This is a genomic window from Paenibacillus sp. 01T431, assembly GCF_056398625.1.
In genome coordinates, this window is sequence record NZ_JBFTPT010000014.1 from 59,597 (window position 1) to 83,828 (window position 24,232).

Annotated in this window: 17 protein-coding genes and 1 other annotated feature (1 of these 18 only partly in view); of the genes, 4 read left to right on the forward strand and 13 right to left on the reverse strand. The window is 47.0% G+C overall.

The window, feature by feature from the left end:
• Positions 1-25 precede the first annotated feature (25 nt).
• From AC1DM9_RS24010 to AC1DM9_RS24060, 11 genes are all read right to left on the reverse strand, one after another.
• Positions 26-2,773: an ABC transporter permease gene (locus AC1DM9_RS24010; protein ID WP_477582581.1), complete on the reverse strand. Its 2,748-nt coding sequence runs from the start codon at positions 2,771-2,773 to the stop codon at positions 26-28.
• On the reverse strand, positions 2,767-3,453 hold the full coding sequence (locus tag AC1DM9_RS24015) for an ABC transporter ATP-binding protein (RefSeq protein WP_475446220.1): 687 nt from the start codon (positions 3,451-3,453) through the stop codon (positions 2,767-2,769). Before AC1DM9_RS24015 ends, AC1DM9_RS24010 begins: the two co-directional genes overlap by 7 nt.
• Before the next feature lie 97 nt (positions 3,454-3,550).
• Positions 3,551-4,861 (reverse strand): sensor histidine kinase, encoded by a 1,311-nt coding sequence (locus AC1DM9_RS24020; protein WP_477582583.1) that lies wholly within the window; start codon positions 4,859-4,861, stop codon positions 3,551-3,553.
• Positions 4,858-5,562: a winged helix-turn-helix domain-containing protein gene (locus AC1DM9_RS24025; protein WP_477582585.1), complete on the reverse strand. Its 705-nt coding sequence runs from the start codon at positions 5,560-5,562 to the stop codon at positions 4,858-4,860. Before AC1DM9_RS24025 ends, AC1DM9_RS24020 begins: the two co-directional genes overlap by 4 nt.
• Positions 5,563-5,698: 136 nt before the next feature.
• Entirely contained in the window at positions 5,699-6,331 is a 633-nt protein-coding gene (locus tag AC1DM9_RS24030) for a fumarylacetoacetate hydrolase family protein (RefSeq protein WP_475446214.1), read from the reverse strand.
• Between the two features lie 45 nt (positions 6,332-6,376).
• A complete protein-coding gene (locus AC1DM9_RS24035; RefSeq protein WP_477582588.1) occupies positions 6,377-8,326 on the reverse strand; it encodes an ABC-F family ATP-binding cassette domain-containing protein in 1,950 nt (649 codons plus the stop codon).
• Positions 8,327-8,484: 158 nt separating this feature from the next.
• Entirely contained in the window at positions 8,485-9,870 is a 1,386-nt protein-coding gene (gene fumC, locus AC1DM9_RS24040) for a class II fumarate hydratase (protein WP_076268818.1), read from the reverse strand.
• Positions 9,871-10,009: 139 nt separating this feature from the next.
• Complete coding sequence (locus AC1DM9_RS24045) at positions 10,010-11,242, reverse strand: GAF domain-containing sensor histidine kinase (RefSeq protein ID WP_477510792.1); 1,233 nt, start codon at positions 11,240-11,242, stop codon at positions 10,010-10,012.
• 165 nt (positions 11,243-11,407) lie between these two features.
• Positions 11,408-12,283, reverse strand: coding sequence for a glycoside hydrolase family 43 protein (locus AC1DM9_RS24050; RefSeq protein ID WP_477582590.1), 876 nt, complete (start codon positions 12,281-12,283; stop codon positions 11,408-11,410).
• A 109-nt stretch (positions 12,284-12,392) separates the two neighbouring features.
• Positions 12,393-13,061, reverse strand: coding sequence for a bifunctional 2-keto-4-hydroxyglutarate aldolase/2-keto-3-deoxy-6-phosphogluconate aldolase (locus AC1DM9_RS24055; RefSeq protein ID WP_477582592.1), 669 nt, complete (start codon positions 13,059-13,061; stop codon positions 12,393-12,395).
• Positions 13,062-13,160: 99 nt separating this feature from the next.
• Positions 13,161-13,472: a Dabb family protein gene (locus AC1DM9_RS24060; protein ID WP_076268814.1), complete on the reverse strand. Its 312-nt coding sequence runs from the start codon at positions 13,470-13,472 to the stop codon at positions 13,161-13,163.
• A 241-nt stretch (positions 13,473-13,713) separates the two neighbouring features.
• On the opposite strand from AC1DM9_RS24060, the gene AC1DM9_RS24065 reads away from it, so the two are divergent.
• Positions 13,714-17,787, forward strand: coding sequence for a bifunctional 2',3'-cyclic-nucleotide 2'-phosphodiesterase/3'-nucleotidase (locus AC1DM9_RS24065; protein ID WP_477582594.1), 4,074 nt, complete (start codon positions 13,714-13,716; stop codon positions 17,785-17,787).
• 123 nt (positions 17,788-17,910) lie between these two features.
• On the forward strand, positions 17,911-19,044 hold the full coding sequence (locus AC1DM9_RS24070) for a winged helix DNA-binding domain-containing protein (RefSeq protein WP_477582596.1): 1,134 nt from the start codon (positions 17,911-17,913) through the stop codon (positions 19,042-19,044).
• On the opposite strand, the gene AC1DM9_RS24075 is transcribed toward AC1DM9_RS24070, so the two are convergent.
• On the reverse strand, positions 19,023-20,252 hold the full coding sequence (locus AC1DM9_RS24075; RefSeq protein WP_477582598.1) for a DUF418 domain-containing protein: 1,230 nt from the start codon (positions 20,250-20,252) through the stop codon (positions 19,023-19,025). The genes AC1DM9_RS24070 and AC1DM9_RS24075 overlap by 22 nt on opposite strands.
• A 130-nt stretch (positions 20,253-20,382) precedes the next feature.
• Here AC1DM9_RS24075 and AC1DM9_RS24080 point away from each other — a divergent pair, with 130 nt between their 5' ends.
• Positions 20,383-21,132, forward strand: coding sequence for a response regulator transcription factor (locus AC1DM9_RS24080; RefSeq protein WP_477549122.1), 750 nt, complete (start codon positions 20,383-20,385; stop codon positions 21,130-21,132).
• Entirely contained in the window at positions 21,129-22,865 is a 1,737-nt protein-coding gene (locus tag AC1DM9_RS24085) for a sensor histidine kinase (RefSeq protein WP_477582600.1), read from the forward strand. Before AC1DM9_RS24080 ends, AC1DM9_RS24085 begins: the two co-directional genes overlap by 4 nt.
• Before the next feature lie 44 nt (positions 22,866-22,909).
• Here the strand turns inward: AC1DM9_RS24085 and AC1DM9_RS24090 are convergent, their stop codons facing one another.
• Positions 22,910-24,097 (reverse strand): aminotransferase class I/II-fold pyridoxal phosphate-dependent enzyme, encoded by a 1,188-nt coding sequence (locus AC1DM9_RS24090; RefSeq protein ID WP_477582602.1) that lies wholly within the window; start codon positions 24,095-24,097, stop codon positions 22,910-22,912.
• Between the two features lie 52 nt (positions 24,098-24,149).
• Positions 24,150-24,232: a binding site (T-box leader), on the reverse strand; it runs 155 nt beyond the window's last position.

The window sequence follows — 24,232 nt, forward strand, 5'->3', positions numbered from 1 at the left end:
GTGTTCTAGCCTGATACATCCATTATTAATCGCTGTTCATTTTGAGAACATCAACCGCTTTGAGCTTGAGTGCTGCTCTAGCTGGCGTAATATTAATGAGAAGAGAGGCCAGCAGCAAGCCAGCTATAATGGGAAAAACAATATCGAATGGATACTCATATAGGAGTGCCGACTTATCGCCTTTCAAATCCGCTTTCACACTCTCGACAAACATATGAACCCCGCTAAGGCCTATCGCTAAGCCTGACAACAAACCCATCAAGCTTATAACAAAACCTTCAATAAACAGCATCCAAAATATGGACTTTCCGGGAACGCCGATGCAGCGCATCATTCCGATCTGTTTGCTCCGCTCGCGCACGGCTCTAAACAAAATAATCGCAAGACCTAGCAAACCAATAAGAGCGGATATAACCGTAAAACCTATGAATCCATAGCCAATTTGTTTATTAATCAATTGCTCCGCTGTATTTTGTACATAAGGAACATGAAAGGCCAACACGCCTTCAAGTGCAAATCTTTCCTCCAGCTCCTTAGCCAGCTTAATGTCTTTATAATCAAATTGGAATAAAACGAAACCAAGATCGGTTTGGTTGGGCCATTTGTGACCCAGCGGACGCAGCTCATCTACAACTTTTTTGTTCATCAAGGTTGTGCCATAGAAATCTATTAATCCGGAAGCTGCGTCGTTATTTAAAAAACCAGCGATAATGAAATCTCGTTTCTGTTCGGGAACCCAAGCTTCTTCTCTCGATCGGAGCTTGCTTTTATATACAGGAAGCGTAATCTTATCGCCTGCCTTGAGATTCAATAATTGCTCAGGAAACTTCTCTTTATAATAGTCAGGCAGGATCACATATGCAGGATCATTCAGTACAGCGTGCCATGCTTCAGCATCGCTTGAGAACGCTGGTGATCGTGCATTTAATGCAAAGTTGTTATTAAGCAGGAGCTCCTTCGTAACGGGTATAATAGCTTGAGCTATGCCGTTCTCCTGCATACTAAGCATATAAGGCTCCACGACAACTTTCCCCTTCATATGCTCCTGTATCAACGGGTCAGCAGCGGCAACCGCTTCAATTTTATCCTTCTCCAGCTCAGATTGGTATACAGCATAACCACCAAAACCTAAGACGGTTTGATTTATGCGATCAACATTCCCGCTAGCTTGTAAAAGCTGCGTAATGCCAACCAAAAATGTAATCAACATCATAACAAGTGCAAATAAAAGCGATGCTGTGTACGTTCGTCCTTTATGTTGATTCGGGTATTTAACAGCGAGGAGCATGGATATCGGCGGAACACCAATAAACCGCAGCAGCTTTTGCAGCGGGACAGTCATTTTCCCCACTCCATTAAGCGCGATAAATAACACTGTAAACACGGATGCTATCCAAGTAAGCACAATGGTAAGCATGTTGTCATTCGTTAATTCTGGCGGATCGATAAATGCAAATATAAAATGAACGCAAGTAGCGGATAAACCCGCAGCGATTACCCAGCGGTTACGCGTTCGTTTCCACCCTCTCGCTCGCAAGGTCCCGCTGTCCGCTGAAGGCCCTCGCAGCGCTTCAACAATATTGAACCTGCTTGCTTTGCGAGCTGTTAATCCAGAAATGAAAAGAAGAAACAGCAAGGTTGCTGCGAATACAGCTGCTGCTGTTAGGATTGAAACATGAGCTGTAATCGGCACAACGAGACCGGCCATTTGAGACAAATCCGCAGCATAGAAGCTATAAAAAAATTGTATCAAACCATAACCGCCAGACAACCCAATTAGCGTACCAAGCAGCGCACTAGCTACTGACAGCAAGAGCGCTTCAACCATGAACATAGCAGATATATTGTCTCGCGAGAATCCGATTGCTCGTAGAATACCGTACATCTCCCGCCTGGAATCGCCAATCATGACCAGCACCTGCCTCATAAACAGCATGCTCGATATAACGGCTACAATACTGATCATGCCAATAATGATCGAATAGTTCATATCATCGACTTCATTTTTATATTTGCTCTTTAAATTTTCTACATTGTATGTCTGGCCTGAAACAAAAAACATGCCGCCCAAGTTTACAGATGGATCAGTGCTTCCCGCAAGTATAGCCTCATAGCCATCTCCAGCTTGGCCAGACATTTGACGCACTGCTTGCTCCGTACCGATTATTGTACCGGCAAATGCACCATATTCTTGGTAGCCAGTGAGTCCCCGCTGCTCTACTACCGCTCGAATGCGAAATAACTTATCTTTGCCCGAGACAGAAACCTTAAGCGCGTCACCGACATCAACATGCAGAAGCTTGGCTATGTCACGGTTAATAATAAGCTCATCGTCAGTCAAGCCATTTGTCCATAAGTCTTCAAATGCAGGATCAAACCTAGCAGCTTCCTCCATAGAGAAGCCCATAAACAGTATATTTTTCAGGATGGATTGTTCACCCGTATTTGCAGCCTCAGCAAAAACAGCCGCTTCCGCTTTTACATAGGGAAGAATTGTATAATCGCTTTTTCGAGAGAAGTCTATTAAAAATGCAGCCTCTTGCGCTGAGAAGCCTTCAGAATTAAGCTTCTCCGGCGTTAGCTTCCAGTTGATCGGGCCTAGATGCTTCTCAATCCAAGCTGCCCCGCTTCGCTCGACCGATTCATAGTTTACAGCACTAATGGCGATCAGCATGGCCCCGATGGCGCCAGCCATTATCGTGATCAACGTCTGCTTCCATTGTTTTCTCAAATGACTCAGCGCCATTCGCCATACAAGACGAGACGTTAGCATGACGAAACGCCCCCATCATGGATAACACGTCCGTTTTGCAAGCGAATGGTGCGTGATGTTCGGTTAGCTACTTGTTGATCATGCGTCACAATAACGATCGTTGTGTTGTAATGGCGATTGAGCATCTCCAGCATGCCAATGATTTGATCCGCCGTTTCCGTATCAAGCGCGCCTGTAGGCTCATCTGCCCAAATGATATCGGGTCTCCCCACAATAGCTCTAGCGATAGCAACTCGTTGATTCTGACCGCCCGATAGTTGATTAGGATATTGATTAGCTTTATCAGACAGCCCAACCTCTTTGAGCGCTTCAAACGCTCTCTCTTTGGCCTTATTGGCATCACTGCCAGCGGCAATAAGCGGCAGCGCCGTATTCTCCCAAGCATTCAGCACCGGTATGAGATGATAGGATTGAAACACGAACCCCATCTTCGCAAGCCGCAGCTTAGCGATCTTTTCGTCTTCCCATGAATGGATGGGCGCATCTCCAATCCATACTTCACCTTTATCGCTGGACTCGATGCCAGCCATAATATGTAGCAGCGTTGATTTGCCGCAACCGGAGGCACCCGTAATGGATACCATTTCTCCTTTAGTAATTGTAAAAGATACGTCCCTCAGCGCTCTGACCGCTGCTTCTCCCTTGCCATACGTCTTGCATAATTCTTTTATCTTTATCATTTCTTCAAATCTCACCCCTTGTTCCATTGAATGCTATCACTTTATCAAATCGATATGCATTCTTAATGGAGCAAATATGCAGAACTTGTGCAGATGGCTAGTCTTTTATAATGGGGAGGCTTAATGTAAAAGCAGCTCCTTTGCCATAGCTGCTCGACACATCAAGCGTTCCGCTGTGGGCATGCGCGAATTGCTTCGCTATGGCGAGCCCAAGGCCCAGCCCTGAGCCGCGTTTGCTTGCTCTAGCTTGCCCAGCTCCTCTGTAAAAGCGGTCAAAAACAAAAGCAAGCTCCTCCTCTTCAATACCCAAACCATCATCGATAATCGCCAATTCCGCATATCCAGCTTCTAAGCGGAGCTCGATTCGCAGCTCATGGCGTGCATGCTGCAGCGCATTCCCAATCAAATTAATAATAATTTGTCTGATTCTTGCTTCATCCGCATAGATACGAATATCATGCTCAATATGTATCGTTGTCTGTACCGTATGTTCATCCGATTGAACGACAAGCGTCTCAGCAACCGCCGCAGCTAGCTCGGTAAGTGAAAACCAGCTTTTGCTTAAGGACAAATGGCCAGATTCCGCTAGCGACAGCTCCTGTAAATCACGAACTAACTTAGTCAGACGCAGCGTCTCATCATGAAGCGATACAGTACGCGCTAATGGCAGCGGCAGTCCCTCCTGAATAGCATGGTCCAGCTGCGTCCGCATGACTGCAATCGGCGTTCGAAGCTCATGAGCAATGTCAGCTACCATCGTTCGCCTAACCGTTTCTAGGCGTTCTACGCGCCGCGCAAGTTCATCTATTTGATCGAGCGCATCCGTGAGATGCATGTCCCCGTCTATACGATTATTTGCTGGTAAAGAGGCCCGCTCCCAAATTAACGCTGCTATTCGCCGCTCCGTTTGTTTTGAAACATTGTACGAGCGTTGAATAACCCATAATCCAATGCTGTATATCAACATAGCGAGCAACAGCGGCGGCAGTACCATTCTCATACTCATAAGTTTCTGAGCTGTAGTCGATACCTGCGTATACCCGACAATCGAGCCATTTGAGAGTACGGCTATTTTCCGCGCGTCTTTATCCGAATTTTGCTTAATGACCAGCGTGGCCGTCTCGGTTATTGCATCTTTGTCATAAACGATAATAGACAGCGACTTGTGTCCGGAAATCATGTAACGATCATGCTGAAGCCGATCCTCAAGACCGATCCAGCTTCCCGTCGACTCATAAAAAAGCTTGGCGTATCCATTCCAAAACAGCTGCGTCTTCTTAAGCTCAGTCCGATCAATGCTGTTCATCATCCATAAGGTACAAATAAATGCAACAACGACAGCAATCATACATATGTAAACTAATCTAAGCTTCTCACGCTGCATGCTTGTACTGCTATAGCTCTTCACAGTACTTCCTCCGTAAAACGATAGCCAACTCCATACACGGTTTGAATGAGCTCACGCTTCTCATCGCCGCCTTCCAGTTTACGCCTCAAATTACGAATATGTGAATCGAGCGTTCGCTCATAACCGAGAAAACCGTCGCCAAGCGCCTCATCCATCAAATGTGTTCGTGTAAATACTCTGCCTGGATTTGCCGCTAGCTTCCACAGCAGCAAAAATTCAGTACGGGTCAAGTCAAGCCTGTGCTCGTTGAGCACAGCTGTGAAGCGCTGCTGATCAAGCATGAGCGATCCTCTATAAATAATCGATTCATCAGGCGCAGGAAGGGATGACTCGCCATGCTTGCTTGCTCTGCGCATAACCGCTTTTATTCTCGCACTTAGTTCACGAAGCCCAAACGGCTTCGTCAAATAATCGTCCGCGCCAAGCTCCAGTGCCAGCACCTTATCGAATTCATCACCCTTGGCTGTAACCATAATGAAGGGCAGGTTCCACTCTTTTTCATTACGCTTGCAAATGTCTATTCCGCTTGCTCCACCGGGCAGCATCCAATCGACTAGCAGCAAATCCGGATTTACCTGCTTAATGAGCGGCTCCGCTTCGGTCAATGAGGAAGCGCCATAAACCTCCACCGATTCTTTCCGCAAATAATCAGCGCATTCCTGAAGCAGCTGCTGTTCATCCTCAATCCATACGACTTTCATCCTTCGCTCACACTCCCCTAAATAAATTGTTGCATAAAAAAACAGTTCTTCCAAGTAGGGAAGAACTGTCTTTTCATACAAATCTATGGATGTTCGCTAAACAAACTCGCTGCCGCGAAATGATAATCAAATGATCTTATACAAGCTTTACGCCGCAGCTGCCTACAGCTGTACCTGCCCATAATGCTTGCAGCTGGTCACCTTCATGCAAAGCAGCCACTCCAGCTGGAGTTCCTGTGAATAGAAGATCGCCGGGGCCAAGCCCGTAATGCTCCCCTACGAATTGAATCAGCTCCGATACGCTGAATAACATATCGCTGGCTTTGCCGCGCTGCGCCTCTTCGCCATTTCGCAAGAGCACAAACTCGTTTTCGGCAAGAGCGGCTGCACCAGGGTAAGGAAGCCATTCACCAAGCGGAGCTGAGTTTTTAAACCCTTTGGCCGCAAGCCATGGTTGTCCCTTTGCCTTCAGCTTGGACTGAACGTCACGAAGCGTTAAGTCCAAGCCAAGCGCCATGCCGTCAATGCATTGTTCTGGATCGATGCCCGGCTCATAAGCACGGCCAATCCGCAGTACGATTTCAAGCTCAAAGTGCACCTCGCCTACATTACCGGGAAGATCTACGGTGTTGCCTGCCATTGGAACAATGGCATGCGACGGCTTTGTAAACACGAGCGGCTTATCAGGCACCTCATTGCCAAGCTCCAAAGCGTGAAGTTTATAATTTCGACCGATACAATAAATATTACGAATCTCATTGCTGCTCATGAACAATGCCGCCTTTCTATTTCAACTAAGTTAAATCGGTTTCGTTTACTTCTGGGCAGCAATTTGCTCAGCCAATTCATTCAGTTCTGCCCAGCGGTCCATTAGCTTCTCCAGCTTTTCTTCCAGCTGCTGCTGCTCTGCTGCCAGCTCTAGGAGACGAGCAGAATCGCTGCTTGCAGCTTCCATGCGTGAGGCGATTTCACTGATCTCGGTTTCCGCAGCCTCAATCCAGCCATCAATTTGCTCAAAGTCCTTTTGATCCTTGTAGGACATTTTGAGTGTACGTCCCTTAACCGCGGGTTTCGCAGCCGCTTCTGTACTTTTCACCTCTGCGCTCGAAGCCGCTTTTGCAACGGCTGTGTCGGCTGCAACCGCTGATGGCGTAGTTCCAGAGCCGTATTTCTCAACAAACGCTTGGTAATCCGAATAGTTGCCGGTGTGATGTGCAATCACGCCATTGCCCTCGAACGCGATAATCTTGTCTACTGTCCGATCAAGGAAATAACGATCATGAGAGACAACGAACACCACGCCCGGGAAATCGTCAAGATAATCCTCCAGCACTGTAAGTGTGGAAATATCCAAGTCATTCGTCGGCTCATCGAGCAGCAGCACATTCGGCGCATTCATTAACACGCGCAATAGCTGCAAGCGGCGCTTCTCGCCGCCGGACAGCTTCGAAATCGGTGTCCACTGCATCGTAGGGGAGAATAGGAAACGCTCCAGCATTTGTCCCGCCGATATGGTCGAGCCATCAGCCGTCTTTACTTGCTCAGCGCCCTCGCGGATATATTCGATCACCCGCAAAGATTGATCCATCTCTTCATGCTCTTGCGAGAACCAGCCCAGCTTGACTGTTGTACCAAGGTCCACGGTTCCTTCGTCTGGCGTTAATTGCCCTGTAATCAGCTTCATTAGCGTTGATTTCCCGCTTCCGTTGCGGCCGACGATGCCTACTCGGTCCTCTGGAACAGCAATATAGCTAAAATCGCGAATAAGCGTCCGATCACCAAAGCTTTTTTTCACATTTTCCATTTCAAGGATTTTCCGGCCAAGTCTAGTCGAAGCTACCGATACGTCCATCTTCCCGCCCGCTTGCTTCGGTGCATCTGCCTTAAGCGCCTCAAAGCGATCGATACGCGCCTTTTGCTTCGTCGATCTTGCTTTAGCTCCTCGTCTGATCCAAGCGAGTTCATTGCGCAGCAAATTTTGACGCTTCGATTCTGTCGAAGCTTCCCGCTCCTCGCGGTCCAGCTTCAGCTCAAGGAAACGACTGTAGTTTGCTTGATAGAAATGGGCTTGGCCTTTATCGAGCTCGATGACGCGGTTACTGACACGATCAAGGAAATACCGATCATGCGTAATCATGAGCAATGCGCCTCTGCGTTTTTGCAGCATGCCTTCGAGCCAAGCCACGGAATCATTATCGATATGGTTCGTAGGCTCATCCAGAATGAGCACATCGGAAGGAAGCAATAAAGCAGCAGCCATAGCGACACGCTTGCGCTGGCCGCCGGACAGCGTCTCTACCTTCGCTTCAAAATCATTAATGCCAAGCTTTGACAGCGCCATCTTCGCATCGCTCTCCAGCTGCCATGCATCAAATTCATCCATAAGCTGATTTGCCTTAATCAGCTTATCTTGCAGCGCTACATCGCTTGGATTAAGCTCAATCGCTTCCATTGCCGCAGCATAAGCCTGCACAGCTCTTAGCTGAGGAGAATCTCCGCCAAGCACATGCTCCAGCGTCGTTTCGTTCGGAGCAAATACCGGATCCTGCGCCAGCATTCTAACCGTTACCCGGTTGCCGATCGACACTGTGCCTGAGTCAGCTTGTTCTAGGCCCGCAATCACCTTAAGAAAGGTGGACTTTCCCGTGCCGTTCACACCAATGATGCCGACTTTGTCGCCATCCTCTACGCCAAATGTTACATTTTCGAACAATAGCTTCTCGCCATAGCTCTTCGTTATATGTTCTACAGACAATAAATGCATGAGACAAACCTACTTTTTTGGAATAGTATTGCTGCGATTGCAGCCCCTCGTATCATACCATAAAAAGCCCATATCATAACATGAACCTCTGTACAGCAAAAAGAATCAGCACCTTGTCCCATGAGACAAGAGCTGATCCTTTCTTATTTCGCTGTTTATTAACGCTTTCCGATCATGTTCTCGGGACGAACAAATTCATCGAATTGCTCTGAAGTAAGCAAGCCGCTCGCGATAGCCGACTCCTTCAATGTTAGTCCTTTTTTGTGAGCGTTTTTGGCAATGGCAGCCGCATTCTCGTAGCCGATATGCGGATTAAGCGCTGTGACCAGCATAAGCGACTGATCTAGATTACGTTTGATTACCGCTTCGTTTGGCTCGATGCCAACCGCGCAGTTGTCGTTGAATGAAACCATGCCATCAGCAAGAAGGGCTACTGATTGCAGGAAGTTATAGATGATAACTGGTTTGAATACGTTTAGCTCGAAGTTTCCTTGGCTTGCTGCCATCGAAATAGCCGTATCATTGCCAATCACTTGGCATACTGCCATCGTCAAAGCTTCGCTTTGCGTTGGATTAACTTTACCTGGCATAATCGAGCTGCCCGGCTCGTTCTCTGGAATCGAAATTTCACCGATGCCGCAGCGTGGACCGCTTGCCAGCCATCTTACATCGTTTGCAATTTTCATCAAATCAGCCGCCAGCGCTTTTACGGCACCATGCGTGTATACGATTTGGTCGTGGCTTGTAAGGGAGTGGAATTTGTTCTCTGCCGTTACAAATGTTTTGCCCGTAAGTGCCGTTACTTCTTGCGCCACTGCGACTGCAAAGTCAGGGTGAGCGTTAAGGCCCGTACCAACTGCCGTACCGCCAAGCGCTAGATCGCGCATCGTTTCTACGCTTTGAACTAACATAGCGCGCGTTCTGTCCAGCATAGAGTACCAGCCGCTGATTTCTTGACCAAGCGTAATTGGTGTAGCATCTTGAAGATGAGTACGCCCGATTTTTACAATATCGTTAAACTTCTCCGCTTTCGCGCGAAGCGTGCCATTCAGTAGATCAAGAGATGGAAGCAAGCGATCCTCGAGCGCAATTACGCCAGCAATATGCATCGCTGCAGGGAATGTATCATTCGAGCTTTGTGAGCGGTTTACGTCATCATTCGGGTGGATGCGCACTTCGCTTCCGCGTTCTGCAAGCAAGTTGTTCGCACGGTTAGCAATAACCTCATTCACGTTCATGTTCGTTTGCGTGCCGCTGCCTGTTTGCCATACGACTAATGGAAAATGCTCATCCCATTTGCCTGAAACGATTTCGTCTACCGCTTCACCAATAATCGCTGACTTTGCTGCATCCAAAACGCCAAGCTTCTCGTTGGCTTGCGCGGCTGCTTTTTTAATATAAGCCATCGCATACACCACTTCTATCGGCATGCGCTCACCGCTAATTTTGAAGTTTTGCAAGCTGCGTTGCGTTTGTGCGCCCCATAGCTTATCCGCAGGAACCTGAATCTCGCCCATTGTGTCCTTCTCAATACGATAATCCATTAATTGAACGACTCCTTTAATCAATTGTGTTTTCTCTTTTTTGACCCTGTTTCTGTTATAACGCTATTCCCGATCAGAATCAAGCAAAGCTCCCAAATTGGTTATAAGGACTGCGCTTTTGCTGAGCATACTGCTCACGCTAAACATACGCTTCTTCAGTCATAAGAGGGAGTTCTAAGGCAAAGCATGAGCCGTGCTCATTGGATTCCATCAGCCATATCCGGCCTGCCATTTGCTCAGCAAGTTTCTTACAGATAGATAGCCCGAGCCCTGTACCGCTGTATTCGAAGCTGCGCTCAGGTGTATGCAATTGAGAGAATGGTTTAAAAAGCATGTCCAGCTTCTCCGCACAAATACCGATTCCTGTATCTCTAACCTTTACAAGCATTAAAGGATAACTTGATTCTGAAGACAGCTGCTCCACAGAAAGCGTTACACCGCCAGTATTTGTGAATTTGATTGCATTGCTGATTAGATTAATCATGATTTGCTGAATTTTCGTAGCATCGGTCCTAACCATATCCGGTATAGTAGGACAGACCTCCACATGAAGCTTAATCCCTTTTTTGGCAGCATCCGGACCAAGCAGCTCTTGAACTTGTTTGACGCATGATCGCAGGTCAAGCGGGAGATGAACGAGCTCTGATTGATCGGATTCGATTTTGGCATACGATAAAATATCATTTAGCACAGCGAGCAATGAATCACCGCTGGACTGTGTAATTTTAATATATTTACGCTGCTCCTCGGTCAGCTCAGTGGACTGAAGCAGATCGATCATCCCGATGATACCGTTTAGAGGGGTGCGGATTTCATGACTCATCACGGCCAGCAGGTTGGATTTCTCCTCAGCCAAATCACAAATCTTATGATGGGCTTCCTGCAGTGCCATGGCTGCGTCTTCCAATTCTAGAACATTGGCAAAAAAAGCAGCTAACGATGACATGAAAGCTACTTCCTTCTCGTCGTAAGCATAAAAGTTATGGTCAAAGGCACAAAGGGAGCCGTATACTTCTCCACTTTTTTTGACGATCTGAACTCCCATGAAAGAACAGCCGCCGACCAGCTTCGTTGCATCCATATCCCGCGTGAGCGGATGTGTCAGATTATTATTAATAATTAATGGCCCTTCTGACTTTTCAATGACCAAATGACAATAGGACTCTTCGTTGTCAACGACTAAGCCTTCATCCAAAATCATGTAGTCGCGATTATACGACCTCAAGACGGTTGTTGTCATTCTGTCATTTATAGCGATGCAAAACGTGTTTGCAGGTATCATCGTATAGGCCGTGCTCATTACTTGTGTAGCCGAATTATAAATATTTGCTGAGACTATCGTTAGCATGTCCTCAATAATCGTAGATCTCATACTACCCATCCCATCATGATTATGAATATGACCGTTACACTAAAATTCCATATGTATTGATCATATACTTCTATAGGAAAGAAGTCTAAGCCTTTCGACCTAGCAATGCCTGTGATTAAAGCAAACGTTGCCTCTGAATAGTCACGAGCTGCCTATTTTTCTTCGTTATTCTTTTCGCTGCAGCGTACCGTTTTTCTCTTCGATTTCAATAAATACTGCTCTTTCATCCGGCTCATTGTTGGGTGAGTGCATGGCAAGCATAAGCTGTCCTTCCAATGAGCGGAACAACATGCCATGTCCACCATCCTGCGGGAAAAGCGTCTCCGCATCCTGCGTCCATGGCCCTTCAATCGTTCCGCTGGCTGAACGGGCGATCCCAATAGCGTAGCCATTTTTCGAACCGCTTGACCAAAGCATAAGCAGCTCGCCTACTTGATTACGATATAGATAAGGGCCGTCTGTTATATAGTTGTTATGATCATCGCCAAATGGAATGGCCCAAGCTGCTTCCGATGCGGAGAAAAGCGTGATCGGCTCTCCAGCCGCTTCCTTTAAATCTGCGGTCAATGGAATGGCGCACATTTTACCATCATTCACCTGCACCCATTCTTGGCAAAATACCATCCATGGCGTTCCATCTGCTTCGATATGCAGCGTACCGTCAAGACATTCCCACTCCGATGGAGTGACGGGCTTATCTGTAAGCGGGACAAAAGGCCCAAGAGGGCTTTCCGCTATTAAAACCTGTGTTGCGCGCCGCTGATCCTCTGACTTAAATGAAGCAAACATATAGTAGCTGTTATCGTAAACATACACTTCAGGCGCCCAAAAATGATGATCCGACCAAAAAGCCGGCGCTGGCCTGAAGGCTGGATAAGGCCCATCCCAATTCTCAAGATCAGTGCTTTTGTACGTATCGAACCCCGTCCCTGGAGCTGACCATACATTCTCATCCGTTGTCCCGTATAAGTAATAACATTTCTCTTGCTCATTTACGAGTATGTAAGGATCACGAATTCGAATTTGATCACGTTTCAGCATTGGCTGGATTTCCCCCTCTAAACTAGTCACGTAACTATGAGAAAATGATATCCTTTCTTATATTTCAAAAAAAAGAACCTGACAGAGGCAGCCTCCGTCAGGTATTTGATTAAAGTCCTTTTGCTTCGCGGTAAGCTGAGATATAAGCAGCGGCTTTCTTCTCAATGAGCGAGAAGTCGCCCGTTTTTACAGCGTCCTTCGTTAGATCGGATCCGATACCGACCGCTACCGCGCCCGCTTTGATCCAGTCCTTTAGGTTGTCGAGCGATACGCCGCCGGTTGGCATAACGTTAGCCTGCGGCAACGGTCCTTTAATAGAAGGAATCACACTTGGTGAATATAGGTTGCCTGGGAACAGCTTCACGATATCAACGCCCAGCTCCAATGCCGTTTGAATTTCATGAATGGTCATTGTACCCGGCAAAATAGGAACCGCATAGCGATTGCAAAGCTTGATCGTATCCGGATTAAGCGCTGGAGAAACGACATATTCCGCCCCTGCCAATATAGCAGCGCGTGCCGTTTCTGGATCTAGTACTGTGCCGACGCCGATAATAGCAAAGTTGTCAGCATCAGGTGATACGGAGCTTGAATACTCTTTGGATAATTGCTCGATGGCACGCAGTGCAAATGGTACTGTCATCGTAATTTCAATTGCTTTGATACCGCCTTTAATTGCACGGCGTGACATTTCCACAACTTCCTCAGGCGAGTCCGCACGCAATACCGCCACGACGCCGGCATCCGTCAACTGCTGAAGCACTCTAAGCTTTTTCATCCCTTAGTCCCTCTTCCCATTATGTTCGTATTTGTTCGAAAATGTGTAGTCTATACCGCTCATTATATGTCGTATTAGCTAAATCTTCAATGGAATGTCCTACTTCGCGTAATCGATTTCAAGAAACTTTTCTACTTCTGTCACCCAACGTTCATTTACAAACTGCACATGCAGCGGATGCTCGTTATAAGCATCATAATCAGCCTGATTCGCAAATTCCATTGCGAAGCCATGGCGGTAGTCATTTTTCCCGCTTACTTGCTTATACACTTGAAAGTTCTTTACAGACGGAATCGAAGTAAGAATCCGCTCGCCATCCTCCAAAAACTGCTGTTCCTCCGCAGAGCCTTGTTCATGCTTCAAGTTAAAAATGACGGAGTGCAATATCCAGTCTTTTGTTTGCGTTGTCATACGTTTCACTCCTTCTTCTCTATGAAATGGTTTTGTTCCTATAAAAATAACATAAACAAGCTGCTAAGTGAAACGCTTTTCGATACAAAGCCTTCCATTTTTTGTTCTTGTTCTTTTTTCAAAATATACATTATTATAAGCTTGGTTCTATTAAATTCCGAAACGATAGTATTGGAATTTAGTAGCTTCTGCTCTATTATGTTTATGTTAACATTTATGACATGAGAGGAAGATTGGTAGAATGCAAGAAGGTCAGCTTAAGGGGAAAAAGGGTTTACGAAAGCTCGCTGTCTCATCATTGACTTTATTCGTGCTGTCGATGCCGTTTAACGGCATGTTCGCAGCAGCAGCGGATGCAGGGTCCAGCGTGAAACTCAGAATTATGGAAACAACAGACATTCACACCAATCTTGTGCCGTACGATTATTACAAAGATGCCGTTTCCAATACGGTCGGATTTGCTAGAACTTCAAATCTGATTAAAGCGGCTAGAGCAGAATCAAAGAACACATTCCTTGTTGACAACGGTGACCTTATCCAAGGCACGCCGCTTGGCACTTACAAGGCAGTCGTAGCTCCAATTAAAGACAAAGAGATTCATCCCGTTTATAAGGCCATGAATCAACTTGACTACGACGTTGCTACCCTTGGCAACCATGAGTTCAACTATGGATTAGATTATTTGGACAACGCTCTTAAAGGCGCCAATTTTCCTTATGTGAGCGCAAACGTATATATCGATGATAAGGACTCGAATCCGGATAACGATGTGAACCGCTTTGAGCCTTACAAAATTATTACGAAAAAAGTCGTTGATGAATCCGGTCAGGAGCAGACGCTGAAAATCGGTGTTATCGGCTTTGTACCTCCGCAAATTACACAGTGGGACAAAACTTGGCTTGAAGGCAAAGTCATTACGAAGGATATTGCCGCAACTGCTGAGAAATTTGTACCTAAAATGAGAGCGGAAGGCGCGGACATTATTATCGCTATGGCGCACACGGGCTTTAATGGCAACTCTCAAGCAAATACTAACGCTGAGGATGCTGTACTGCTTCTTAGCAAGGTGTCTGGTATTGATGCAATTACATTCTCTCATACTCATAAAGTATTCCCTGCAGTTGACGAGAAATCGCTCGACGCTTTATTTAAGGATGCTTCTGGCAAAGTATATGCAAGCGTTGACAATGCGAAGGGCACGATTAATGGAGTGCCAGCCGTGCAAGCTGGATACGGCGGAAGCAATCTAGGAATTATTGATTTGTCGCTAGAGAAACAGGATGGCAAATGGAAAGTTGCTGGCTCCCAGTCTTCCACGAAAGCGATTTACGATAGCGCAGCGAAGAAACCGCTTGTTGAAATCGATCAAGCGATCATCGACGCCGTGAATGGTGACCACGAAGCAACGATTAAATACGCAAACAACCCTATCGGAACAACAACAGCGCCGATTCACAGCTATTTTGCGCTCGTACAAGACGACCCTTCTGTTCAGATCGTAACGAACGCACAGAAATGGTATGTTGAAAACTATATTAAGAAAAACCTGCCAGAATACAAGGACACGCCAATCTTGTCCGTAGGCGCTCCATTCAAGGCGGGACGCAATGGCGTTGAGGAATTCACAGAAATTAAAGCCGGCCCGCTCGCGATTAAGAGTGCAGGCGATCTCTATCTCTACGACAACACGCTTAAAGCGATCATGGTTAAGGGTTCTGTTGTGAAAGAATGGCTGGAAATGTCTGCTGGCAAATTCAATCAAATCGATCCAARCAAATCGGAAGAGCAAGAACTGCTTAATCCTTCATTCCAAGTGTATAACTTTGATGTGATCGATGGCGTAACTTACCAAGTTGACGTTACCAAACCAGCTAAATATAAAGTTGATGGTACGATTAATGATGCAGCTTCCAGCCGGATCATTAAGTTAAACTACAAAGGCAAGCCGGTAGATCCAAATCAAGATTTCATCGTTATTACTAACAATTACCGTGCTGGCGGCGGCGRCAACTTCCCAGGCGTTAAAGGAAGTAAATATATTATTGACGCACCGGACGAAAACCGCCAAATCTTAATGGATTACATTAGCACCAATAAGCAAATCAACCCATCGATCGATAACAACTGGTCGATTGCTCCAGTTATGGGCGATGTAAAGGTTACATTCACTTCATCTCCAAAAGCGGCGGAGTATGCTAAAACGACGAACAACATCCGTTACTTGGATAAAGTCGATGAAAAGGGCTTCGGCATCTTCTCCCTCGACCTAAACAAGCTATTTACTGATGTACCAGCTTCTCACTGGGCTTCCCCTGCTATTAATGAGCTGGTTGCAAAACAAATCGTTACAGGCAAAACCGATACCACTTTTGAGCCAAACACGAACGTTACCCGCGCGGAATTCGCGACACTGCTCGTGAAAGCTTTGAAATTGACTGCGAAAAGCAAAAGCTCGTTCACCGATGTTCCAGCGACTGCATGGTATGCGGAATCCGTTGCAGCGGCAAGCGAGAACGGCTTGGTTAACGGAGTTTCCAAAGGCAAATTTGCTCCGAACGACAAAATTACGCGTGAGCAAATGGCAGTAATGGCAAGCAACGCATTGAAACTCAAAGCAGGCAAAGAGACGATCGTAGCGGAAAGCAAAAAAATGGCCGACGATGCTCAAATTAGTGCTTGGGCAAAAGCTGGCGTGAATATCGTAGTTGACCGCGGGGTTATGAACGGACGCGGCGAAGGCAAGTTTGTCCCTAAAGCGTCATCGACTCGTGCGGAAGCGGCGAAAGTCGTTCATACGCTGATCAGCGATATTTCGGTACAATTGCTGGGCATTAACGATTTCCACGGACAATTGGATTACAAAAAAGATGTAAAAGATGCAGCGGGCAAAGTCGTGTCGACACTCGGAGGCGCGGATTATTTGGCCACATATTTGAAACAACGCGAAGCTTCGAATCCGAACACGCTGCTTGTGCATGCTGGCGATGCGGTTGGTGCTAGCGCACCGGTATCCGCGATGCTGCAGGATGAGCCGACGATCGATTTCTTGAACCGTCTCGGCTTCGATATCGGCACACTCGGCAACCATGAGTTTGACGCTGGCGCAGCTGAAGCACTCCGCTTAATCAACGGAGGCAAAAACCCGAAAACGGGCAAGGATTTCGCCGGTGCAAACTTCCCTTATGTCGCTGCAAACGTAGTGGATGCAAACGGCAAACCGCTGCTTGACGCCTACAAAGTACTTGAAGTTGGCGGAGTTAAAGTCGGTTTTATCGGGGTCGTAACGAATATTACGCCTTCTATCGTAAAAGCTGAAAGCATTAAAGGCCTTAACTTTATCGAGCAAGCTCCAGCGGTTAACAAAGCAGTGAAAGAACTGCAAGCGAAGGGCGTGCATACCATAGTTATTTTGGCGCATGATCCATTCGATGGCAAAGCCGACGCTCCAACTGGCGAAGTTGTCGATCTGGCTAACAACGTTGATGATGATGTAGACGTCATCTTCGCAGGCCACAACCATGGCGGCCTGAACAAAATGATCGACGGCAAACTTGTCATTGAAGCCTTTTCTTATGGTACGGCATTCTCTGATGTGGATCTAGTTATCGATCGTGCAACGCATAATGTTATTTCCGCTAAAGGCGAAGTCGTTGAAGTGAAACGCGAAGGCGTTACGCCGGATGCAGAAATTGCACAAATGATCAAATCGTACCAAGAGCTGAACGCTCCAGTTATGAACGCACCGGTTACTAAAACGGATGCTGCCATTACACGTACAACTAGCGCTTCCGGCGAATCAGCGCTAGGAAACCTAATTGCCGATGGCATGCGCGAAGTAATGAAAGCGGACTTTGCATTCATGAATTCAGGCGGAATTCGTAATGATCTTCCACAAGGAAATGTCACTTACGGAAACATGTTCTCCGTACAGCCTTTCGGCAATGTGCTCATTAAGATGACGCTGACTGGCGCGCAAATGAAAGAGCTGATGAATCAGCAATGGGCAGGAACAAGCCCGAAGATTGGCCAAATTTCCGGTTTCACATATAAGTATGACGATAGCAAGCCAGACGGCCAAAAGATTGTTGAAATCAAGAAAGCCGATGGCACTGTTCTAGATGACGCAGCAGCCTATACGATTGTCGTGAACGATTTTATGGCAACAGGCGGTGACGGCTACACGGTGCTCTTGAAAGGAACAAACCGTGAGGCTGGTCCTGTAGATCTTGACGCTACGATCACATATATTAATGCGAAATCCACAGCCGGTACTATCTCGGCAAAAATTGAAGGCCGCTTTACTAAAGTGAACTAATCACCTGTTAAAAGAAAATCCCCCTCGCCGAGGCTTCATTCGCACCGGTCGAGGGGGATTTTTTGTATAATAAAGTGAACAATGAAAAATAACCGAATCGTAAATAGAGAGGGGATTCATTGCATGGCTTCATCTAAGCGAGCAAAGAATGCAGCAGCACCTATTTTAGGAACGCGCCAATTAAATAGAGCTTTGCTTGAGCGGCAAATGCTGCTGCGAAGATCCAATATATCCGTGCTGGAGACGATCCAGCATTTGGTTGCCATTCAGTCACAAGCGCCTAACCCGCCCTATTTTGCGTTATGGACACGGCTTGAAAACTTCCGACAAGAGCAGCTCTCTAGGCTCATCACGGAGCGTCAAGTCGTGCGCATTGCTCTCATGCGCTCTACGATTCATCTGGTCAGTGCGCGTGACAGTTTGGAATTGCGGCCCTTGCTTCAACCTGCTTTAGAAAAAGGCATGTTTAGTACATACGGAAAGATGCTGCAAAACGTAGACCTCGAAGCTATCCGTGAAGCTGGTCGCGCTTTAGTGGAGGAGCAGCCTCGCACATTCAACGAACTCGGCAATCTACTCGCGTTAGAGTGGCCTAATGTTGACCCCTCTGCCCTTAGCGCTGCTATTCGTACTCTCGTCCCGCTCGTCCAAATCCCGCCTCGCGGTGTATGGGGACTTAGTGGTCAAGCAACACATACATCTGCGGAAGCTTGGCTTGGTCAATCGCTTGCGAACTCTCCTTCCCTCGAGACGATGCTGCTGCGTTACCTTGGCGCCTTTGGCCCCGCAACCATTAAGGATATGCAAGTTTGGTCTGGGCTAAGCAAGCTCCGCGAGACTATTGAACAGCTGCGTCCAAGCCTGCGTACCTTCTCCGACGAGAAGGGCAATGAGCTGTTTGATTTGCCGGATGCTCCCTTGCCGCCCGGCGACACGATAGCACCGCCGCGCTTTCTATCCGAGTTCGATAATATGCTGCTCTCCTACTCTGACCGCAGCCGCATTTTGGATGAAAAGTATAAACCGCTCGTGTTCACGATTAACGGCATTATTCGCTCTACATTTTTAATAGACGGATTCGTACGCGGCACGTGGAAGATAGAACAAAACAACGAAACTGCAGCACTCATCATTCAATCATTTGAGAAGTTAAGCGCAGCTGATCATGATGCTTTAGTGGAAGAAGGCCAAAAGCTGCTCACATTCGCTGCAGGCAGCTCCCTCTCGCATGATATTCAGTTCATAGCGCTAAAATAAGTATGATCCGCAGCCTGTGCATCTGCTGCTTTTTTCGAAACCCGAGCTTTTCCGCTAAACGACCAATATGTTGCAATGCGAAGCAGTCGCTCAAATGGGCCATTTTTGAACCAGAACAGGATGAAGCTGGACACAACGGCTTGAACGGCATAAATGGCTATGCCAAGCAGTACGCCGTTAAGCACACCGATTTCTCCAAACCAGCCCAACGCATATCCATAAAATATAGTGGTACAAATCACCGTCTGCATTAAATAGTTGGTCATGGACATTCGTCCAACCGATTCAAATGCCATGATGATATAGGATCGTTTAGATAAAAAGGACATGACGAACGCAAGGCCAAAAATATACCCAAAGGCCAGCAATTGTCCGCCTAACGACAATAATACGCTGCTCCATGCCCAATCCGGCTTTAATACAGCTATCGCTTTCAATAGAAGACCTAGTGGCAGCAGTATGCCGCTGAGCCAAGCAAATTTACGTCTCTCCCGCTTGGGATTATGAAACCACTGCTTATTGGCAGCCGCTATGCCGAACAAAAACATCGGCATCATCAGCATAGGCATCAAAGCCATAAGCACTGCCATGACGGCCACAGGCAGGTCTAGCGGGTCCTCTTCTTGACGAAAATTCATAATTTCCTGATAGGTTCCTTCACCATATACGGTAATAGACTCTTCTACGTAATCATGCATGCGAGCTTTCTCTTTTGGCGTATCCTCCTTCAAGTCGTAGCCGAGTCCAGACATTAATATGCTTAATATGACTCCCCATATAATAAGCGTTTTTGGCTTTCTTTTTACAAACAGTAATAAGAAAAATCCAGTTATTCCATAGGCCAATAGGATATCGCCCTCCCAAAGGAGCATGCTATGCAAAAGCCCAAGCCCTATTAGCATAAAAAAGCGCCGTACCATATACCTCGCCGGCTTGAGCCCCTTGGCGACTAGTCCTTCGCGCAGCTTAAAGAGGCTGTAGCCGAATAAAAACATAAAGATAGGCATAAAGCTGCCTTCCACCGCTACCTTGAGAACTTGATGCGTTACTTCATCTGTAGGAGTAGGATTAAATAGCTGCATTTCCTCTTTCCCATAAATGCCATATTGAAAAATAAGCATGTTCGCCAGCAGGATGCCAAGCAAGCAGAACCCTCTAATCGCATCAATAACGCGAATTCGCTGTCCCGTTTCATTTTGATTTATCATTCCCATCACCTCTTACCCAATCATAAGGATTCCAATTGAACAGCGAACAAACGGAATCATAACAGCAGCTTAATTTTTTCAATTTTGTTCAACAGATGTTAAGGTTGGTGTGCTAGCATAAAACGGGGTGATGAACATGAACAAAATTGTCATAGTGGAAGATGAACCTTCTATTGTAAAAATGCTGCAGCTGGTGCTCCAAAAGGAAGGCTTCCAGCATATCCATACGGCAGGAACCTGCCAAGAAGCTCTCGATACGATCGCTCGCTACGGAGCCGATATCGTGCTGCTGGATGTGATGCTGCCCGACGGCAGCGGATTTGAGCTTTGCTCAAAAATTAGACAGCTGGGCAATCCGCATATCTTATTTTTAACCGCCAAAGCATCCGATCTCGATATACTGACCGGATTTGCGATGGGCGGCGATGACTATATCACAAAACCATTTAATCCATTGGAGATTGCCGCTCGCATTAAAGCAAGGCTGCGCCGCATGGAAGAGGCGGAATCACTTCCACCGCATTCAACATTTGCTTCGTCAATATCTGCTGCCTCTGCCCCTCATCAAACCTACCGTTATGGCCGTTTTCAGTTAAATGAAGCTGCTGGAGAATTATTAGTAGATAATCAGCCGGTATCATGCCCTGCACAGGTTTTTCAGCTGCTGCTGTATTTCTGCAAAAACCCCGGCATCGTCTTCTCGAAAGGTCAGCTTTATGAAGCGGTATGGGGCATTGACGGATTAGGGGACGACAACACGGTTATGGTTCACATCAGGCGAATTCGCGAGAGAATTGAATATGATCCCAGTATGCCGACGCATCTGCTTACCGTTCGTGGTCTCGGCTACAAATTAGTTAAGGAGCCTGTAAGCCTATGAAGGTTCAACGCCGAATGGCCTTTCATTTTACATATCAGCTCGTCGTGTATTCGATTCTCATATTCGTTGCGATGATCGTGCTGTTTCTTGTCCTTATTAATAAAATTACGAACGAGGATCTCAAACGAAACTTTCCCGCCGGCGCGCTTAGCTCCATTGTCGCGGAAACCGACTATTCGAAAAAAGAGATTAAGATGTCGAAGCACTGGAAGGAGCTCATTGAAGAGCGTGATATGTGGCTGCAAGTCGTGGACTCCAAAGGGCAGGTTATTTATTCCGTCCATTCGCCGAAAGAGCAGCCGACTTCTTATTCGATTACGCAGCTTTTAGCCATCCAGCAATCCGAAAAATCCGGCATCTATACCGTCGATAACGAGCTCGATCTTACATACTCTACTCCGCTGCTCTTTCTTCTTGGCTACAAAAATCCGCAGCAAGAGAAGCTGACTGCATGGTATATGGCATACCAGCAGAATGGTCTAGTAGATGAGGCATATAAGAATGACCTGCTCACCGAGCTAAGGAAAACGAAGAGCTATTTGCTAATCGTAGACCAAGCTGGCAAAAGTGTTCAAACGATTGGAGATCAGACTTCTGCTATCGATGTATATGAGCCGCTGGAAGTGCTGACTATGCAGCAAAAGCCTGGTGATTATGATACGAACATCTTTGTGTACCAGCCTGAAAATAGTGATTTGACTTGGATTTTGCACACGCCAAACGAACAAATAACGTATACGAAGCAGCCCATCCTATCGGAAGCTATACGCATCTTCATTTGGATAGGCGGCTCGCTGCTCTTACTCTCCCTTGCTATCTCCATTTGGCATGGCTATCGCTATGGTCAGCCGCTCATCCTATTCGCCGGTTGGTTCGAGCGGATGGGCAATGGACGGTATGATGAGGTCCTTACGCCAAAGGATCGCAAAAAGGTATTCCGCCGCAGCGGCAAGCTGCGTATTCGCTACCGCCTTTACCGGGAAGTGATTGCGGCTTTCTACCAAATGGCCGAGCGGCTGGCGCAAACGGAGAAGGATCGGCGCCAGCTTGAGAAAACGAGAGAGGAATGGATGACTGGGATTTCGCATGATTTGCGCACGCCGCTCTCTACCATTCAAGGCTACGGCTATATATTGGAAAGCTCCCCTGCGCAGTGGAGTGATGAAGAGCTTCAGGACATGGGCAAAATGATTCGTGAAAAAAGCAGCTATATGCTGGAGCTTATGAATGACTTCTCGCATATTTATCAAATAAAGCATGGAACCGTCCATATGGATCGACATGAATTCGAGCTCGGCGAGCTGGTTAGACGCTCAGTACTCAAATATGTGAACGATGCTACGCTTTCCGAGGTAGCCTTCCTTTATGAGGGAGACGAGCTGCCTGTCAGCCTTTATGGCAATCCGAAGTGGATGCAGCGGCTAATGGATAATCTGCTTTCGAACGCCGTGAAACATAATCCTGCAGGCATAACCGTTACGGTAACCTGCGGCATGCTGAATGATGATGCCTACATCCGCGTCTCCGACAACGGGAGAGGCATGGATGAGGCCACTGTCAACAAGCTGTTCGAAAGATATTACCGCGGGACGAATACAGAAGAATCAAGCAGTGGTACTGGCCTTGGCATGAGTATCGCCAAAATGATCGTAGAAGCACATCAAGGCCGAATCGAGGTGCGTTCTGCGATTGGTGAAGGCACCTCGATCAGTATTTATTTTCCAAGCGATTGATCCACTCGTTTGGGCCGTGAGGGAGCCTCTGCTGGCTCCCTTCTTTATTTCCCAGACATACCGGGTGTCCTCAAGCAGCGATCCATACGCTCAAGCGCTTCGTTAAGCCTTGATACAGAGGATGCATAGGAGCAGCGAATGAAGCCCTCTCCTCCTTGACCGAACACATGCCCAGGCACTGTAGCAACACTGGCATCAAACAATAGCTTTTGCGCAAATGCATCGGAAGTAAGTCCCGTATGCGCAATAGAAGGGAAAGCATAAAACGCGCCCAGCGGCTCATGGCAGGGCAGACCAATTTCCCTTAGGCCCTTAACAAACATCCGTCTGCGCTGCGCATAAGCCTCAATCATCCTATCCTTTTCATCTAATCCATTGCGAAGTGATTCTATCGCCGCAACCTGCCCAATAATCGGTGCGCACATGACGGTATACTGATGAATTTTGAGCATCGCTGCGATCAGCTCCGGATGACCGCAAGCATAACCGATTCTCCACCCTGTCATTGCAAAAGCTTTGGAGAAGCCGCTTATAAGCAGCGTTCTGTCCCGCATGCCTGGCAGTGAAGCGAAGCTTACATGTTTCGCATCGTAGGTCAGCTCCGCATAAATTTCATCGGATATAACGATTAGATTATTTTCTTCCACGACCTTAGCAACAGGAAGCCACTCTTCATAGGTCATGATAGCCCCTGTCGGGTTGTTGGGATAGTTTAAAATAAGCACCTTCGAGTGCGGAGTAATGACGGATTTCAAGGCTTCTGCCGTTAGTTTGAAATGATCCTCAGCGAACGTTTCAACCTCAATGACCTTGCCGCCATTTAATTGCGCAATCGGCGCGTAGGCAATATAACTAGGAACAGGAACAATAATTTCATCCTCTGGCGCTATTAACGCCCGCAGTGCAAGATCAATGGCTTCACTGCCTCCAACGGTAACAAGCACTTCATTCGATGGTTCGTATTTCACTTGGAACCCATTGTATAAATAGTTGGCGATTTCTTCTCTAAGCTCAATAAGCCCTGCATTTGAAGTGTAGGAGGTTTTGCCCTGCTCTAGCGCACGGACGCAAGCCGCTCTTACATGCTCAGGCGTAACGAAGTCAGGCTCTCCAACGCCAAGCGAAATAATATCCTTATTGCCTTCAGCCAAGCTAAAAAATTTACGAATGCCCGAAGGCGGAATTTGCTGCACCATTGGTGAAATCATTTTGCTCATCGACCAAGTCTCCATTACTTTTCCTCCTAAAATATGGATAAAAAACAAAAAAAGAGACCCATCCCTATAAAGGGACGAGTCTCTACCCGTGTTACCACCCTAGTTTCACGCCAAAAGCGCGACACTCTGCTCATGTATCTAGCAATACAT

Bases quoted from the DNA above. Each gene is read 5' to 3' on its own strand.
- AC1DM9_RS24010 (WP_477582581.1), bottom strand. From the start codon at position 2,773: ATGCTAACGTCTCGTCTTGTATGGCGAATGGCGCTGAGTCATTTGAGA.
- AC1DM9_RS24015 (WP_475446220.1), bottom strand. From the start codon at position 3,453: ATGATAAAGATAAAAGAATTATGCAAGACGTATGGCAAGGGAGAAGCA.
- AC1DM9_RS24025 (WP_477582585.1), bottom strand. From the start codon at position 5,562: ATGAAAGTCGTATGGATTGAGGATGAACAGCAGCTGCTTCAGGAATGC.
- AC1DM9_RS24030 (WP_475446214.1), bottom strand. From the start codon at position 6,331: ATGAGCAGCAATGAGATTCGTAATATTTATTGTATCGGTCGAAATTAT.
- AC1DM9_RS24035 (WP_477582588.1), bottom strand. From the start codon at position 8,326: ATGCATTTATTGTCTGTAGAACATATAACGAAGAGCTATGGCGAGAAG.
- fumC (WP_076268818.1), bottom strand. From the start codon at position 9,870: ATGGATTATCGTATTGAGAAGGACACAATGGGCGAGATTCAGGTTCCT.
- AC1DM9_RS24045 (WP_477510792.1), bottom strand. From the start codon at position 11,242: ATGAGATCTACGATTATTGAGGACATGCTAACGATAGTCTCAGCAAAT.
- AC1DM9_RS24050 (WP_477582590.1), bottom strand. From the start codon at position 12,283: ATGCTGAAACGTGATCAAATTCGAATTCGTGATCCTTACATACTCGTA.
- AC1DM9_RS24055 (WP_477582592.1), bottom strand. From the start codon at position 13,061: ATGAAAAAGCTTAGAGTGCTTCAGCAGTTGACGGATGCCGGCGTCGTG.
- AC1DM9_RS24060 (WP_076268814.1), bottom strand. From the start codon at position 13,472: ATGACAACGCAAACAAAAGACTGGATATTGCACTCCGTCATTTTTAAC.
- AC1DM9_RS24070 (WP_477582596.1), top strand. From the start codon at position 17,911: ATGGCTTCATCTAAGCGAGCAAAGAATGCAGCAGCACCTATTTTAGGA.
- AC1DM9_RS24075 (WP_477582598.1), bottom strand. From the start codon at position 20,252: ATGATAAATCAAAATGAAACGGGACAGCGAATTCGCGTTATTGATGCG.
- AC1DM9_RS24080 (WP_477549122.1), top strand. From the start codon at position 20,383: ATGAACATGAACAAAATTGTCATAGTGGAAGATGAACCTTCTATTGTA.
- AC1DM9_RS24085 (WP_477582600.1), top strand. From the start codon at position 21,129: ATGAAGGTTCAACGCCGAATGGCCTTTCATTTTACATATCAGCTCGTC.
- AC1DM9_RS24090 (WP_477582602.1), bottom strand. From the start codon at position 24,097: ATGGAGACTTGGTCGATGAGCAAAATGATTTCACCAATGGTGCAGCAA.